At 69.8% G+C, this 14,863-nt stretch carries 16 protein-coding genes, 1 tRNA gene and 1 pseudogene; 9 read left to right on the forward strand and 9 right to left on the reverse strand.

The genetic code is table 11. The features are described from left to right. Nucleotides 1–256: 256 nt before the first annotated feature. Nucleotides 257–1,300 carry a GTP 3',8-cyclase MoaA gene (gene moaA / locus ABLE88_RS05125; protein WP_348831088.1) on the reverse strand — a complete coding sequence of 348 codons (1,044 nt, stop codon included), beginning with the start codon at nucleotides 1,298–1,300 and terminating at the stop codon, nucleotides 257–259. A gap of 196 nt (nucleotides 1,301–1,496) precedes the next feature. Here moaA and ABLE88_RS05130 point away from each other — a divergent pair, with 196 nt between their 5' ends. Further along, nucleotides 1,497–1,886, forward strand: a complete 390-nt coding sequence (locus ABLE88_RS05130; protein WP_348830368.1) for a gamma-butyrobetaine hydroxylase family protein — start codon at nucleotides 1,497–1,499, stop codon at nucleotides 1,884–1,886. Nucleotides 1,887–1,892: 6 nt separating this feature from the next. Here the strand turns inward: ABLE88_RS05130 and ABLE88_RS05135 are convergent, their stop codons facing one another. Then, nucleotides 1,893–2,477, reverse strand: a complete 585-nt coding sequence (locus ABLE88_RS05135) for a TetR/AcrR family transcriptional regulator (RefSeq protein ID WP_348830369.1) — start codon at nucleotides 2,475–2,477, stop codon at nucleotides 1,893–1,895. A gap of 251 nt (nucleotides 2,478–2,728) precedes the next feature. Here ABLE88_RS05135 and ABLE88_RS05140 point away from each other — a divergent pair, with 251 nt between their 5' ends. Next, nucleotides 2,729–3,430, forward strand: coding sequence for a glutathione S-transferase family protein (locus ABLE88_RS05140; protein ID WP_348830370.1), 702 nt, complete (start codon nucleotides 2,729–2,731; stop codon nucleotides 3,428–3,430). A gap of 19 nt (nucleotides 3,431–3,449) precedes the next feature. After that, nucleotides 3,450–4,247, forward strand: coding sequence for an SDR family NAD(P)-dependent oxidoreductase (locus ABLE88_RS05145; protein ID WP_348830371.1), 798 nt, complete (start codon nucleotides 3,450–3,452; stop codon nucleotides 4,245–4,247). A gap of 9 nt (nucleotides 4,248–4,256) precedes the next feature. Here the strand turns inward: ABLE88_RS05145 and ABLE88_RS05150 are convergent, their stop codons facing one another. After that, nucleotides 4,257–5,003, reverse strand: a complete 747-nt coding sequence (locus ABLE88_RS05150) for an SDR family oxidoreductase (protein ID WP_348830372.1) — start codon at nucleotides 5,001–5,003, stop codon at nucleotides 4,257–4,259. A gap of 190 nt (nucleotides 5,004–5,193) precedes the next feature. After that, the gene (locus tag ABLE88_RS05155; protein WP_348830373.1) at nucleotides 5,194–6,120 is read right to left on the reverse strand and encodes a polyprenyl synthetase family protein; all 927 of its coding nucleotides are present in this window, start codon (nucleotides 6,118–6,120) and stop codon (nucleotides 5,194–5,196) included. A 159-nt stretch (nucleotides 6,121–6,279) separates the two neighbouring features. Here ABLE88_RS05155 and ABLE88_RS05160 point away from each other — a divergent pair, with 159 nt between their 5' ends. The 3 genes from ABLE88_RS05160 (at nucleotide 6,280) to ABLE88_RS05170 (ending at nucleotide 8,331) form a co-directional block, all read left to right on the forward strand. Further along, the gene (locus ABLE88_RS05160; RefSeq protein ID WP_348830374.1) at nucleotides 6,280–6,951 is read left to right on the forward strand and encodes a biosynthetic peptidoglycan transglycosylase; all 672 of its coding nucleotides are present in this window, start codon (nucleotides 6,280–6,282) and stop codon (nucleotides 6,949–6,951) included. Nucleotides 6,952–7,191: 240 nt separating this feature from the next. Then, complete coding sequence (locus ABLE88_RS05165; RefSeq protein ID WP_348830375.1) at nucleotides 7,192–7,797, forward strand: septation protein A; 606 nt, start codon at nucleotides 7,192–7,194, stop codon at nucleotides 7,795–7,797. An 87-nt stretch (nucleotides 7,798–7,884) separates the two neighbouring features. After that, on the forward strand, nucleotides 7,885–8,331 hold the full coding sequence (locus ABLE88_RS05170) for an RrF2 family transcriptional regulator (RefSeq protein WP_348830376.1): 447 nt from the start codon (nucleotides 7,885–7,887) through the stop codon (nucleotides 8,329–8,331). Between the two features lie 65 nt (nucleotides 8,332–8,396). Here the strand turns inward: ABLE88_RS05170 and ABLE88_RS05175 are convergent, their stop codons facing one another. Together ABLE88_RS05175 and ABLE88_RS05180 are read right to left on the reverse strand one after the other, a co-directional pair. Beyond that, nucleotides 8,397–9,269: a DUF72 domain-containing protein gene (locus tag ABLE88_RS05175; protein ID WP_348830377.1), complete on the reverse strand. Its 873-nt coding sequence runs from the start codon at nucleotides 9,267–9,269 to the stop codon at nucleotides 8,397–8,399. Between the two features lie 20 nt (nucleotides 9,270–9,289). Further along, entirely contained in the window at nucleotides 9,290–9,751 is a 462-nt protein-coding gene (locus ABLE88_RS05180; RefSeq protein WP_348830378.1) for an Lrp/AsnC family transcriptional regulator, read from the reverse strand. A gap of 167 nt (nucleotides 9,752–9,918) precedes the next feature. Between ABLE88_RS05180 and ABLE88_RS05185 the strand changes: the two genes are divergently transcribed. The 3 genes from ABLE88_RS05185 to ABLE88_RS23790 all read left to right on the forward strand — a co-directional run bounded on the left by ABLE88_RS05185 (nucleotide 9,919) and on the right by ABLE88_RS23790 (nucleotide 12,877). Continuing rightward, on the forward strand, nucleotides 9,919–12,303 hold the full coding sequence (locus ABLE88_RS05185) for a thiamine pyrophosphate-binding protein (protein ID WP_348830379.1): 2,385 nt from the start codon (nucleotides 9,919–9,921) through the stop codon (nucleotides 12,301–12,303). 109 nt (nucleotides 12,304–12,412) lie between these two features. Further along, a tRNA-Ser gene (locus tag ABLE88_RS05190) sits at nucleotides 12,413–12,502 on the forward strand. A gap of 129 nt (nucleotides 12,503–12,631) precedes the next feature. Next, entirely contained in the window at nucleotides 12,632–12,877 is a 246-nt protein-coding gene (locus ABLE88_RS23790) for a hypothetical protein (protein ID WP_510182850.1), read from the forward strand. A gap of 189 nt (nucleotides 12,878–13,066) precedes the next feature. Here the strand turns inward: ABLE88_RS23790 and ABLE88_RS23795 are convergent. The 3 genes and pseudogenes from ABLE88_RS23795 to ABLE88_RS05205 all read right to left on the reverse strand — a co-directional run. Next, nucleotides 13,067–14,107, reverse strand: a pseudogene (locus ABLE88_RS23795) (recombinase family protein); the annotation flags it as partial. Further along, on the reverse strand, nucleotides 14,104–14,565 hold the full coding sequence (locus tag ABLE88_RS05200) for a type II toxin-antitoxin system VapC family toxin (RefSeq protein WP_348830380.1): 462 nt from the start codon (nucleotides 14,563–14,565) through the stop codon (nucleotides 14,104–14,106). The gene ABLE88_RS05200 and the pseudogene ABLE88_RS23795, both read right to left, overlap by 4 nt. Continuing rightward, complete coding sequence (locus tag ABLE88_RS05205) at nucleotides 14,562–14,810, reverse strand: type II toxin-antitoxin system Phd/YefM family antitoxin (protein WP_348830381.1); 249 nt, start codon at nucleotides 14,808–14,810, stop codon at nucleotides 14,562–14,564. Before ABLE88_RS05205 ends, ABLE88_RS05200 begins: the two co-directional genes overlap by 4 nt. Between the last annotated feature and the right edge of the window lie 53 nt (nucleotides 14,811–14,863).

Raw genomic sequence — 14,863 nt, forward strand, 5'->3', positions numbered from 1 at the left:
CCTTGGATCTTGGCCGCGAGCCCGGCGCCAGGGGCATGGCGCCGACATGGAGGCGCCGCAATCGGCCCCTCGGGCAGCGCCGGGGGTCAGGCGGTCATCCCCCGCTCCCCAAGGCGCCATCCCGCCTTGGTGGAACGCTCAACCCCTGGGGAGCGGGCGGCGTGGGGGAAGGCTCCGTCGGATGCGGGCGGTCGGGCGCGGCGCCCGCCGCCCGGCGGCGCACACCCGCGGCCCGCTCTCTGCCCGAGGATCGGGCTCAGCCGCCGGTCATGCTCATGTGGCGGCGCACCGCCGGCTGGCGGGTCTGCCGGTCGATGACGAAGTCGTGGCCCTTGGGCTTGCGGAAGATCGCCTCGTCGATGGCGGCGTCGAGCCGCGCGTCGTCCGGCGCGGCGCGCAGCGGCGCGCGCAGATCGGCGGCGTCCTCCTGGCCGAGGCACATATAAAGCGTGCCGGTGCAGGTGACGCGCACCCGGTTGCAGCCCTCGCAGAAATTGTGGGTCAAAGGGGTGATGAAGCCGAGCCGCCCGCCGGTCTCCTTCACCTCCACATAGCGCGCCGGGCCGCCGGTGCGGTAGGCGATGTCGGTCAGCGTGAAGCGCTGCTCCAGCCGCGCGCGCACCTCAGAGAGCGGCAGATATTGGTCGACGCGCTCCTCGCCCACCTCGCCGAGCGGCATCACCTCGATGAGGGAGAGATCGTGCCCCTCCCCGTGCGCCCAGGCCATCATCGTGGCGATCTCGTGCTCGTTCACGTCCTTGAGCGCCACCGCGTTGATCTTCACCTGGAGGCCCGCCGCCTTGGCGGCGCGGATGCCCTCCATCACCTTGCCGAGGTCGCCCCAGCGGGTGATGGCGCGGAACTTGTCCTGGTCCAGCGTGTCGATGGAGACGTTGATGCGCTTCACGCCGCAAGCGGCGAGGTCGGCGGCGTAGCGGGCGAGCTGGGAGCCGTTGGTGGTGAGCGTCAGCTCGTCCAAGAGGCCGCTCTCCAGGTGGCGCGAGAGGGCGCGGAACAAGGTCATCACGTCGCGCCGCACCAGAGGCTCGCCGCCGGTGAGGCGCAGCTTGCGCACACCGCGCCGCACGAAGGCCGAGCACAGGCGGTCCAGCTCCTCGAGCGTGAGCAGGTCCTGCTTGGGCAGGAAGGTCATGTGCTCCGCCATGCAGTAGACGCAGCGGAAGTCGCAGCGGTCGGTGACTGAGACGCGCAGATAGGTGACGGCGCGGCCGAACGTGTCCACCAGCGGCGCGCTTTGCTGGGCGGCGCCGGCCGGGCGGTCGATCAGGTCCCTGAGCATGCTTGCCTTGCGGTCCAAACTTGCGCTCCTCACGTCTCCCCCCGCCCCTTCGCCGCCGGTTAGAACCGGTCTGCTGCCCGACAGCGGTAAAGCGTGCGGACGGGGCGCGTCGTCTATATATCGTATGCGCCGCGCCGATGGGTAGGCGCAAAGCCGCACAAATGCGTGCTGCCATGCAACACAGGAGCGCCAAGCCGTGGCCCCTTCGCAGTCCAGCGCCCCGCCCGCCGCCGACGACACCTGGCCCACGGAGCTGAGGGTGGTCGAGGACCGCCACGCGCTCGCCGTGACCTTCGAGGACGGCGCGGCCTTCACCCTGCCGGCGGAATATCTGCGGGTCGAGAGCCCGTCCGCCGAGGTGCAGGGCCACGCGCCGGACGAGAAGATCACGGTGCCCGGCAAGCGCCGGGTGCGCATCGCCGCCGTGGAGCCGGTGGGCAATTATGCGGTGCGGCTCCAGTTCGACGACGGCCACGGCACCGGGATCTACACCTGGCCGCTGCTCCATGCGCTCGGGCGCGAGCAGGAGGCGCGCTTCGCCGCCTATCTCGCCGAGCTGGAGCGCCAGGGCCTGTCGCGCGGCTGACGCGGCTCAGGGCGCCCGCAGCAAGGCGAAGAGCGGGCGCAGCATGCCCTCGAGCCGCGCGGGCGAGGGATCGACGCGGGACAGGACGCGCAGGCCCAACAGCTGGCCGAGCAGCATCCCGGCGAGCTCGTCGGCCTCGCCCGTCGCGGTGACGACGCCCAGCGCCCGGCCCTTCTCCACCTGGCGGCGGAAGAAGCCCTGCATCGCGCCGAGCACCTCCTCGACCAGGCGCCGGAACCGCGGGTCGTGGGGCGCCAGCTCCAAAGTGGCGTTCACCAGGAAGCAGCCCTTGCGCGCCGGATCGCCGAGCGCGTTCGCCACCACCTCGGCGAAGAAGGTCTCGATGGCCTCGAGCGGCGGCAGGTCCTCGAGCCGCGCGATGCGCGCATGCACGCCCTCGCGCACATAGCGCGCGAACGCCTGCTCGTAGAGCGCCCGCTTGTCGCCGAAGGCGTTGTAGAGGCTGGCGCCGGTGATCCCCATCTGCGCCGCGAGGTCGCGCACCGAGGTGGCCTCGAAGCCCTTGGACCAGAAGCAGTCGACGGCGGCGTCGAGCACCGCCGCCTCGTCGAAGGCGCGGGGCCGGGCCATCAGGACGCGGTCCTGTGGAAAAGGGGCAAGCAGGCGATCATCGCGGAATTCTAGAGCAAATGCTTGGAAACTCAAGAAAGCGGCTGGGAGAGCCGGCGCCGGCCGGGCCGGACGCCCGCCCCGGGGCTTGTCAAGCGCGCGGCGCCGCGTCATTTTAGATCGAACGCTCTAAATACAGGTCCAGCCACCCGGCGCCTTGCGCGCGGCGGCGGGAACCGAGATGCCGCCATCCACACGCCGGGAAGGACCCCATGATCCGCTTCTATTTCCACCCCACCCCCAATCCCCTGAAGGTCGCGCTGTTCCTGGAGGAGGCGGGCCTGCCCTACGAGGTGGTGCCGGTGGACACCCGCAAGGGCGAGCAGCACGACCCGGCCTTCCGCGCCATCAACCCCAACGGCAAGCTGCCCGCCATCGTCGACACCGACGGGCCCGGCGGCGCACCGGCGCGGGTGTTCGATTCGAGCGCGATCCTCATCTACCTCGCCGAGAAGACCGGCGCCTTCCTCGGCCGTCCGCAGGACCGGCCGGAAATGCTCTCCTGGCTGTTCTTCATCGCCACCGGGCTCGGCCCCTATTCGGGCCAGGCGGTGCATTTCCAGCTCATGGCGCCGGAGAAGCCGGCCTATGCCGTCAACCGCTACCGGCGCGAGGCGGAGCGCCACTACGCCATCCTCGACGCGCGGCTCGACGGCCGTCCGTTCCTGCTGGGGGACGACTACACCATCCTCGACATGTCCGCCTGGGGCTGGATCGAGCGCGCCAAGGCGGTGCTGCCGGGCAGCGAGGAGCCGCTGGCGGCCTATCCCCACATCGCCCGCTGGCACGCGGCGGTGAGCGCCCGGCCCGCCGCCGCGCGGGCGCGGCTGGTGGGCTCCGGCCACGCCTTCAAGCAGGAGATGGACGAGGAAACCCAGCGCGCTCTGTTCCCCTCCAACTATTCCGCGGCCTGACGCGGGCGGGAGCCTTCTCATGCAGATCGACGGCAAGCGCGTCCTGATCACCGGCGGCACCAGCGGCATCGGCCTCGCCGCGGCCCATCTGCTCCAGGAGAAGGGCGCCCGCCTCTTCGTCACCGGACGGCGGCCGGACGCCCTCGCCGCCGCGCTCGACGCCCTCGGCCCCGGCGCGCGGGGCCTCGCCGCGGACGTGGCGAGCGACGCCGGCCGGGCGGCGACGCTCGAAGCGGCGCTGGCCGCCCTCGGCGGCCTCGACGTGCTGGTCAACAATGCCGGCGCCGTGCGCGCCGGCCGGCTCGAGGAGACCGGCGCGGCGGAGATCCGCGCCATGGTGGAGGTGGACCTCCTCGCGCCCATCCTGCTGACCCGCGCCGCGCTGCCGGCGCTGCGGGCCTCGGGCGATGCGATGGTGGTCAACGTCGCCTCCGGCATCGCGCTGGTGGGCGTGCCCTTCTACGCCACCTATGCGGCGGTCAAAGCCGGCCTCGCCCATTTCGGCGAGGCGCTCCGGCGCGAGCTCCTGGGCGAAGGCGTGCACGTGCTCACGCTCTATCCCTCCGCCACCGACACGCCGATGATGAGGACCTCGCGCGCCGGCCCCGACCTCGGCTTCGTCAAGGAGACCGCGCAGGAGGTGGCGGCCGCGCTCGTGGCCGGCATGGAGGCGGACGCCCTCGACGTGCGCCGCCTGAGCGAGCAGCGCGCGCAGATGGTGGCGCTGAACCGCGCCGACCCCGCCGCGCTCGACGCGCGCTTCCGCGAGCTGAAGCCGGCGCTGGCCGCGGCGGTGAAGGACCATTCGGCCTTGTGAGACGCGCCCTCAGCCGCGGCCGATGAACGGCATCTTGGTGGCCATGACGGTCATGAACTGCACGTTGGCCTCCAGCGGCAGGCTCGCCATGTAGACCACCGCGCTCGCCACGTGGGCGACGTCCATCACCGGCTCGACCTTGGTGGAGCCGTCGGCCTGCAGGATGCCGGCCTTCATGCGCTGGGCCATGACGGTGTCGGCATTGCCGATGTCGATCTGGCCGCAGGCGATGTCGTAGGCGCGCCCGTCCAGGGAGGTGGACTTGGTGAGGCCGGTCATGGCGTGCTTGGTGGCGGTGTAGGGCGCCGAGAACGGGCGCGGCGCGTGCGCCGAGATCGAGCCGTTGTTGATGATGCGCCCGCCGCGCGGCGCCTGCGCCTTCATCACCCGGAACGCCTCCTGGGTGCACAGGAACGGGCCGGTCAGATTGGTGTCCACCACCGCGCGCCACTGGGCGAGGGTGAGCTCCTCCAGCGATACGGGCGGCGCGCCGGTGCCGGCATTGTTGAACAGCAAATCGAGCCGGCCGAACTTCTCCACCGTCGCGTCGAACAGCGCCTTCACCGAGGCGGGATCGGTCACGTCGGTGGGCGCCGCCAGCATGTCGGCGCCGGGCACCAGGGCGGCGGTCTCCGCGAGCGCATCGGCGCGGCGGCCGGCCAGCGCCACCGCATAGCCCGCCTGGGCGAGCGCCACGGCGACGCCGCGCCCCACGCCCGAGCCGGCCCCGGTCACCAGCGCGATCTTCTTGGTCATTCTTGTCTCCTCCCGTCCGGCGCGGCGCCCGCCGCGGGCGCGCGCCGCGCCACATCTAGCCGGAATTTGCGCGAATCTGAATCGATTTGAGCCGCCGCCGCGCTTGCGCGCCCCCAAGGGCGCGCCCGAGCACGCGTTTCCGAGGCCGGGAGCGTTTCCCCAAGGCGCGACGGGGCCCCTGCCCCGCCGCTCAGCTCTTGCGGGCGGCGACGAAGTCGGCGGCGGCGGCGAGCACCGCGCCGCGCGGGCCGAACGGGGCGAGCGCGGTTTGGGCCTGCGCCACCAGGCCCGCCAGCGCGGCCCGCGCCGCATGAAGGCCGAGGGCGGACACCAGCGTCGCCTTGCCGGCCTTCGCGTCCTTGCCGACACTCTTGCCGGTCGCCTCGACGCTGCCCTCCACGTCGAGGATGTCGTCGGCGATCTGGAATGCCGCGCCGAGCGCCCGGCCGTAGGCGGACAGCGCCGCGCGCGCCCCCGCCTCCGCCTCGCCCAGGATCGCCCCGGCCTCGCAGGAGACCAGCAGCAGCGCGCCGGTCTTCATGGCCTGGAGCTCGCCGATGGCGTCGGTCCCCAGCGCCAGGGGCCGGCCGGCGTCGAAGCGCCCTTCCGCCGCGAGGTCGAGCATCTGCCCGCCCACCATGCCGCCGATCCCCGCCGCTCGCGCCAGCGCCCGCACCAAGGCGATGCGCACCGCGGGGCTGGCATGGGCGTCCTCGCCCGAAAGCAAGTCGAAGGCGAGGGTCAGCAGCCCGTCGCCGGCGAGGATGGCGGTGGCCTCGTCATAGGCCCGGTGGACCGTGGGCCGTCCGCGCCGCAGGTCGTCATTGTCCATGGCGGGCAGGTCGTCGTGGATCAGCGAATAGCAGTGGACGCACTCCACCGCCGCCGCCGCGGTCGCCGCCGCCTCCGGCGCGATGCCGAACAGCGCCGCGCTCTCGATCACCAGGAATGGGCGCAGCCTTTTGCCGCCGGAAAGCGTGCCGTGCCGCATGGCCGCCATCAGCCGCGCGGGCCGCGCCCGCTCGCCATCCGCGGGCGCGTCCGCAAGGGCGCGGGACAGGCGCGCCTCGGCGCGGGCGGCGGCGGCGTCGAGGCGTTGCGCGAGGAGGCTGTTCACGGGATGGCCTTGGCGAAAGGGGGAACCGGTGGCGGGGCCGGGGGTTGACGCAGGGGCGAATGCGAAGCTTGACTTCGCCGCTCCCGGTGCCCGATCGGGGCGGCGAGGTCAAGACACTGCGCGCGGAAGCGCCGGGCGCGCCAACGGAAAGGCCGGAACGTGATCCGCCTGCTGCTGCGCGTGATTTTGATCATCATCGCCGTCCCGCTGGTGCTCTCGGTGCTCTACACGGTCGTGAACCCGGTCTCGACGCTGATGCTCGGGCGCTGGATCAAGGGCGAGCGGGTGGAACGCATCTGGACCCCGCTGTCGCGGATGTCGCCGGTACTGGTGCGCACGGTGATCGCCTCGGAGGACGCGAACTTCTGCCACCATCCCGGCGTCGACCTCGGCGAGATCCGCCAGGCGATCGAGAAGGCGGACGAGCTCGAGGAGGCGCGCGGCGCCTCCACCATCCCCATGCAGGTGGCCAAGAACCTGTTCCTGTGGCCGGGCCGGGAGCTGATCCGCAAGGCGATCGAGATCCCGCTCGCCATGTGGCTCGACCTGGTGCTGAGCAAGGAGCGGATGATCGAGATCTATCTCAACATCGCCGAATGGGGGCCGGACGGCGAGATCGGCGTCGAGGCGGGCGCGCGGCGCGCCTTCGGCATCCCGGCGGCGCAGGTCAATGCCGGCCAGGCGGCGCTGCTCGCCGTGATGCTGCCCAATCCGCTGCGGCGCGACGCGGGCAAGCCCACCGCCAATCTCCAGCGGCTCGCCGCGCGGCTGCGCGAGCGGGTGCCCAAGGAGGGACCGGAGCTGGTCTCCTGCCTGCCGCCGGGCAAGTGAAAGGCGGGCGACGTCGCGCCTCCTCGGCGGGAAGCCCTCTCGCGCCGTCCCCCCTTGGCGCCGCCATGGGCCATGGCATGCGCGGGCGGCGCGGCGGGCGCTCCGCCGTCCCGGCCTGCCGACGCCGGTCCGGGAGCCCAGGACCGGCACCGCACTTGATTGTCGCGCGTCCAGGCGCCAAATGAGAGGTTCCGGCGGCACCTGCCGCCACGGTTCCAGCGTTTCCGGAGACCTGCCATCATGACCGAGGCCGCCGCGGCCCCGCCCAGGAAAATGAACCCCTGGGTGAAGATCCCCCTCGAGATCGGCCCCCTGGTGCTGTTCTTCGTCGGCAATTCCTACGGCGGCATCTATTTCGGCACCGGCGTGTTCATGGTGGCCACCGTGCTCGCGCTCGGCGCCATGTGGGTGCTGGCGCGGCGCATCGCCGTGATGCCCCTGGTCTCGGCGCTGGTGGTGATGGTGTTCGGCGGGCTCACGCTGTGGCTCCAGGACGACCACTTCATCAAGCTGAAGCCGACCTTGCTCAACGCCGTCTTCGGCCTCGCGCTGTTCGGCGGGCTGGCGTTCCGCAAGCCGCTGCTGCCTTATGTGTTCGACGGCATGGTGAACCTCACCGACGAAGGCTGGCACAAGCTGACCGTGCGATGGGGCCTGTTCTTCCTGCTCATGGCGGCGCTCAACGAGGTGGTCTGGCGCTCGGTCTCCACCGACACCTGGGTCTCCTTCAAGACCTTCGGCTACCTGCCGCTCACCTTCGCCTTCGCGATGGCCCAGGCGCCGCTGATGGCGCGCTATGAGGCCAAGCCGGAGCCCGGGCCGCCTCTGGCGGAGGGCGGCGCCTGAGCGCCGGCCCGGCGCGCGCGGCGCCGGGGGCTCAACCTTGTTGACTTGAGGCGACGGCTTCACCATAAGCCCTCGAAGGGGCTCTGAATGCTGACGAAAAAAGGAAAATACGGGCTCAAGGCGGCGGTGCACCTGGCGCGCCTGCCCCCCGGCGCGTCGACCCAGGTCGCCGACATCGCCGAGACCAACCATATTCCCAAGAAGTTCCTGGACGTGATCCTGGGCGAGCTGCGCAATGCCGGCTTTCTGTCCAGCAAGAAGGGCAAGCTCGGTGGCTACCGCCTGGCGCGCGCGCCGGAGGAGATCATCGTCGGCGAGATGATCCGCGCGCTCGACGGCCCGCTGGCGCCCTTGCCCTGCGCCAGCCGCAACGCCTACGAGCCGTGCGAGGACTGCAACCTGGCCCGGTGCGAGGTGCGCCTCCTGATGGTGCGGGTGCGCGATGCCATCGGCACCGTGCTCGACACCTACACGCTGGCCGAGATGCGCGACCTCTCCCAGGACGAGCTGGCCTCGTTCGTGGACTATATCTGAGGGCGGGACGAGCCCCTCTCGCCTTGCCGGACAGGGACGGAGGTCCGCGCCGCCGGCGCCGTGCCTCAGCCGTCCACCAGCTTCTGGAGCGCCATCGCCCCCGCGGGGGCGCGCACCTTCGCCCCGTTGATCAGGAACACGAACACGTCGCGGGCGGCATCGGCCGGCGCCTTGCTTTTTGCCGGCTTGCCCTGCGCCGTCTTGCCCTGCGCCGTCTTGCCCTCGGCGCCCTTGCCGGCTGCCGGCGCCGGGCCGGCACCGCACACCGGCAGGCCCTCCGGCACCCGGCCCCGCGCCCAGTCCCCGGCGGCCGCGGCCCAGCGATTCAGGGCTCCGGCATCGTAGCCGGTCTCCACCTCCTCCCGCGCCGTCATCAGCCGGGCATAGGTGAAGGGCGCCGTCACGTCGGCGATGGCGGGATAGGTCTCGTGATCGGCGAACACGACGGCGACGCCGTGCCTTTGGGCGAGGTCGACAAATTCGGGGCAGGCAAAGGTCGGGTGGCGCACCTCGACCGCATGGCGCAGCGCGAGGCCGCCGCATGTGCCGGGAAGAAGAGCGAGAAAGCGCGCGAAGTCATCGGGAAGAAACGCCTTCGTCGGCGCGAATTGCCAGTTGATGGGGCCGAGCTTGTCGCCGAGCTCGGCGATGCCGCTGTCGATGAATTTCGCGACGCTCTCCCCCGCCTCCGCCAGCACCCGGCGGTTGGTGGCATAGCGCGGCGCCTTGAGCGCGAAGACGAATCCCTCGGGCGCCTGGCGGGCCCAGTCGGCGCACGCCTTCGGCGTCGGATTGCGATAGAATGTTCCATTGATCTCAATGGTTTGCAGCGCCCTGGAGGCGAAGGACAGCTCCTTCGCCTGGACCAGGCCGTCGGGGTAGAAGACCCCGCGCCAGGGCTCGAACGTCCATCCGCCTATGCCCACCCGGATCGCCATCGCGCCGTCTCCCACGCCCCTCAGGGCAGGGGCAACACGTTGGAATATTTGACCTGTTCGAGCGCGAAGGAACTCTCGATGGAGGCGATGCCCTCCACCCGGGTCAGCTTCTGCTTCAAGAACCTCTCATAGGCGTCGAGGTCCGCCGCCACCACCCGCAAAAGGTAGTCCCGCGCCCCCGTCATGAGGTAGCACTCCAGCACCTCCGGCCAGGGACGGATGGCGGCCGCGAACGCGTCGAGGGCGTCCTCCCGTTGGCGCTCCAGCTTGATGGACACAAAGACGCTGACCGGCAGTCCGGCCTTGCGCTGGTCCAGCACCGCCACGTAGCGCGCGATCAGCCCCGTCTCCTCCAGCGCTTTCACCCGGCGCAGGCAGGCGGACGGCGAGAGCCCCACCTCCCCGGCAATGTCGGCGATGCTGGCCCGCCCGTCGCGCTGGAGGGCGGCGAGGATTTTTCTGTCAGCCGGATCAAGACGCACTTTTCCGTCTTTCTGGATCGTTCAAACACCAGAATCGTGCACCAAACACGCTCTGTCCAGCACAAATCGGCGAAAAGCGCCGTCGTGCCCGCGCTAGACTGGCCGCCATGCCGGCGCCGCGCCGGCCGGCCCGGAGCGGGCCGAAGGAAGGGCCGAGGACCAGCGCAATGGCACGCGACATCGACATCCTGGCCGCCCTGGAGCGCAAGGCGCTCTGGCTGGCGAGCTACATGATCCACAACGCCAACCACCTGCGCGCGAGCGAGGACGGGCTCAAGGTGGGCGGCCATCAGGCCTCCTCGGCCTCGCTCGCCACCATCATGACGGCGCTCTATTTCCATGTCCTGCGACCGCAGGACCGGGTGGCGGTGAAGCCCCATGCGAGCCCGGTGTTCCACGCCATCCAGTATCTGCTCGGCTTCCAGAGCCGCGAGAAGCTGGAAAATTTCCGCGGCTACAAGGGCGCCCAGTCCTACCCCTCGCGCACCAAGGACGACGACGACGTGGACTTCTCCACCGGCTCGGTCGGCCTCGGCGTCGCCCAGACGCTGTTCGCCTCCCTGGCGCAGGACTATGTGCACGCCCACGGCCTGGCGGGCGGCCGCAAGAAGGGCCGCATGATCGCGCTCGTCGGCGACGCCGAGCTCGACGAGGGCAACGTCTTCGAGGCGCTGCTGGAGGGCTGGAAGCACGACGTGCGCAACACCTGGTGGGTCGTGGACTACAACCGCCAGAGCCTCGACGGCGTGGTGCACGAAGGGCTCTACGAACGCTTCGTCGGCATCTTCGAGGCCATGGGCTGGCAGGTGGTGATCGTCAAGTACGGCGCGCTCCAGGAGGCGGCGTTCCGCGAGCCCGGCGGGCAGGCGCTGAAGCGCTGGATCGACGAGTGCCCGAACCCGGACTATTCCGCCCTCACCTTCCAGGGCGGCGCCGCCTGGCGCAAGCGCCTGATGGACGACCTCGGCGACCAGGGCGAGGTCTCGGACCTGATCGCGCGGCGCTCGGACGCCGAGCTTTCCGCGCTCATGACCAATCTCGGCGGCCACGACCTCACCACCTTGATGGACGCCTTCGACGCCATCACCCACGACCGGCCGGTCTGCTTCCTCTGCTACACGGTCAAGGGCTACGGCCTGCCGCTCGCCGGCCACAAGGACAACCATGCCGGCCTGATGACCGCCGGCCAGATGGAGGAGCTGCGCGCCGCCATGAATGTGCGGCCGGGCCACGAGCTCGACCCGTTCGAGGGCCTCGCCGTGCCGCCCGCCCAGATGGAGCGCTTCCTCGAGCAGGTGCCGTTCGCCCGCGAGGGCCGCCGGCGCTTCTCCTCCCCCGCTCTGCCGGTGCCGGAGATCGCCCCGCCGCCCAATGCCACGCTCTCCACCCAGGCGGGCTTCGGCCTCATCCTGCAGGAGCTGGCGAAGGGCGACGGCGCGCTGGCCGCGCGCATCGTCACCACCTCGCCGGACGTCACCGTCTCCACCAATCTCGGACCGTGGGTGAACCGGCGCGGCCTGTTCGCCCGGCGCGAGCTCTCCGACGTGTTCAAGCGCGAGAAGATCCCCTCCACCTTCTCCTGGCAGTTCTCGCCCAAGGGCCAGCACATGGAGCTCGGCATCGCCGAGATGAACCTGTTCCTGCTGCTCTCGGCGCTGGGTCTTTCCCATTCGCTGTTCGGCGCCCGCCTGGTGCCGGTGGGCACGCTGTACGACCCCTTCATCTGCCGCGGGCTCGATGCCTTGAACTATGCCTGCTACCAGGACGCCCGCTTCATCGTCGTGGCGACCCCGTCCGGCATCACGCTGGCCCCCGAGGGCGGGGCGCATCAGTCCATCTCCACGCCGCTGATCGGCATGGCGCAGGACGGGCTCGCCGCGTTCGAGCCGTGCTTCGTGGACGAACTGGCGGTGCTGATGCAGTTCGCCTTCGACTATGTGCAGCGCGAGGGCGACGGCGAGGCGGACGAGGCCAACTGGCTGCGCGACGAGACCGGCGGCTCGGTCTATTTCCGCTTGTCCACCCGCCCGCTGGAGCAGCCGGCGCGCCAGTTCAGCGAGGAGCAGCGCCGGCACATGGTGGACGGCGCCTATTGGCTGCGCCCGCCCGGCCCCAATGCCGAGGTGGTGATCGCGGTGCAGGGCGCGCTCGCGCCCGAGGCCATCGCCGCGGTGGCGCTGCTCGCCGAGGACCGGCGCGACGTGGGCCTGCTCATGGTGACCTCGTCGGACCGGCTGAACGCCGGCTGGACCGCCGCCGGCCGCGCCCGCGAGCGCGGCCTCCATTCCGCCCGCAGCCACATCGAGCGCCTGCTCGAGCCGCTGCCGCGCCATTGCGGCATCGTCAGCGTGGTGGACGGCCACCCGGCGACCCTCGGCTGGCTCGGCGCCGTGTGCGGCCACCGCATGCGGGCGCTGGGGGTGGAGCATTTCGGCCAGTCCGGCAGCCTGCCCGACCTCTACCGCCACTATGGCGTGGACACCGCCGCCATCCTCGCCGCCGCCCAGGCCCTGGCACCTGGGCGTCCGCTGCGGCATCTGCGGGCGGTGTGAGGCGCGCCCGTCCGTCGGGGACGGGGGCCGATGCGGGCTTGTCGGCGGCAACACTCTCCGCTAGAAGCGGCGCCGACCATGCGTCCGGCCGTCCTGTGCCGGGCTCTGCGGAGAGGTGGCAGAGTGGTCGAATGCACCGCACTCGAAATGCGGCATACGGGCAACCGTATCGGGGGTTCGAATCCCTCCCTCTCCGCCACTTCAGTCCCTGAGTGGGCACTGAGTTTACGCCGTTTTTCGCGGTGAGCGCCTGAAGTAGCCGCGTCTTCGATCCCATGATCCGAACCTCGCCGTCCGCGACCTCGACCCGCTGGGCGAGCGCGCGAAGATGGTCGCGGCGGTAGCCGCCACCTTCGAGGCGGATGCGCTGGCGGGCTGTCTTGGCGAAGGTGCGGACCATCTGCGGGGTGATGGCCTTGGAGCCGGAGTTGTCGAGCATGGCTTGGGCGCGCTCGGCGTCGGCCTTCGCCTGGTCCCTGATGGCCTTGAGGCCGTCGATACGGTCCTTGAGGGCGGGATCGTCGATGTCGGCCACGCCTGCTTCAATGGCGTCGTAGAGGCGTTTCAGCCGTAGTTCCGATTCGGATGCACGCTTGTTCAGTTCGGCTATATGCTCGCGGCGGCGCTCGGATTGCTCCTGTCGCCGGTCGAGGACGCTGGCAAGAATCATTTCCAGCCGCTCGGGCTGGAGAAGCTGGTCTTCGAGGTGGCTGGCGACCAGATCGTCCAGCTTGTCCATCGGCACGGCCATGCCCTCGCAGGCGGTCGGCCCCTGCCGGGCTTTCATGGAACAGGCATAGTAGCGGTAGCGCCCGCCCTTGCCGGTGCGGATGGTCATGGCCCCGCCGCACTTGGCGCAATGGATCAGGCCGGTCAGCATCGTGGGGCCGCTGATGACGGCGGATGGCGTGACCTTCGGGTTGCGGGCCTTCAATAGCGCCTGCACGGTGTCGAACGTCTCGCGGTCGATGATCGGCGGAACCTCTACCACCACGATCTCGCTGACCGGCTTCAGTTCCTTGGTCTTGCTGCGCTTGTTGAACTCATGCTCGCCCATATAGGTGCGGCGGGTCAGGATACGGTGAACCTGACCGATGCCCCAGCGCCCGCCGTCACGGGTGAAGATGCGGCGACTGTTGAGATAGGAGACGATGTTCTTGACGCCCATCTGGCCGGTCGTGCCGTCGCCTTCCAACGCGAGGCGATAGATCAGCCGCACCGTGTCGGCGTGGAGCGGGTCGATCTCCAGCTTTTTCTTGGTCTTGGCCCCGCGCTGCTCGGCCGCGACTACACGGTAGCCGATAGGAGGAAGCGAGCCGTTCCAGAAGCCTTGCCGCGCATTTTCCTTCAAGGCGCGGATGACGTGCTTGGCGTTTTCCTTCGACTGGTATTCATCGAAAAGGGCCATGATCTGCCGCATCATGACGTGCATCGGATCGTCGCCCATCTCCTGCGTGATGGAGACCAGCTTGACGCCGTTCTTCGCCAGTTTGCGGACGTAGAACTCAAGCTCGAAATGGTCGCGGAAGAAGCGCGAGAAGCTGTGAACTACCACCACGTCGAACAGCGCGGGCTTGGACGTGCCTGCTTCGATCATGCGCTGAAACTCTGGCCGGCGGTCATTAGTCGCCGACGCGCCGGGCTCCACATAGGTCTCGACCAGTTGCAGGCCGCGCGCCTCGCAATAGGCTTCGCCTTGGCGCTTCTGATCGGGGATGGACACGTCATGCTCGGCCTGCCGCGCCGTCGAGACGCGCAGGTAAAGGGCGGCGCGCAGGGGGATCGTGGAAGAGGCAGCGCTCATGCCGGGTCTCCTTGGGCAGTTGCCTCGTTCGGCGACAACACGGCGATACCGAATGGCACAAAATGCTTCGTGTTGCGGGTGATGATGACGAGTTCATGCGCTGCGGCGATACCGGCAATCACAGCATCGGCCATGCCGGGGTCGTGACCGGCCGCAAGCGCCTTCGCTTCCAGCCGCCCGCCGATTGCGGCAGCCTGCGCGTCGAAGCCAATGATCTTGTCATCGTATGTGGAGACGAGACCACTGAGCCATGCTTTCAGGCTCGCGGCCTTCGCCGTTGTCCCCTTATGGTCGAGGAGCGCGATTCCCTTCTCGATTTCATGGATGGAGACGACCGACAGGAATAACCGGCCGTCGCCGTCCATGCGGTCCAGCCAGGTGAGGAAGTCAGCGGATGCTTCCGACTTCGACGGCGCCAGCATGGAGACGACGTTGGTGTCGAGAAGAAAACCGCTCAAAGCTCGACATCCCGCGATGGTTTGCGGTTACGCGGGAACTCTCCGCCTGGGAATGTCCTGAGATAGCTGACAAGACCTGCCCGTTTGCGTTCGAGCGCCTTGCGGGCGATCTCCGCCGCCTCGACCGAGACCAGTGCCGCGACGGGTTTGCCATGGCGGGTGATGGTCACGATCTTTCCTTTGACGGCCTCATCCACAAGGCTGGAAAATCCGGCCTTAGCGTCTCTGAGGTTGATGGTCAGCATATTGCGCCCTCCACATGTGGTCATGTATGACTACATGTAATCTATTGGAAGGC

It is taken from the genome of Xanthobacter luteus (assembly GCF_040049235.1).
GTDB lineage: Bacteria > Pseudomonadota > Alphaproteobacteria > Rhizobiales > Xanthobacteraceae > Xanthobacter.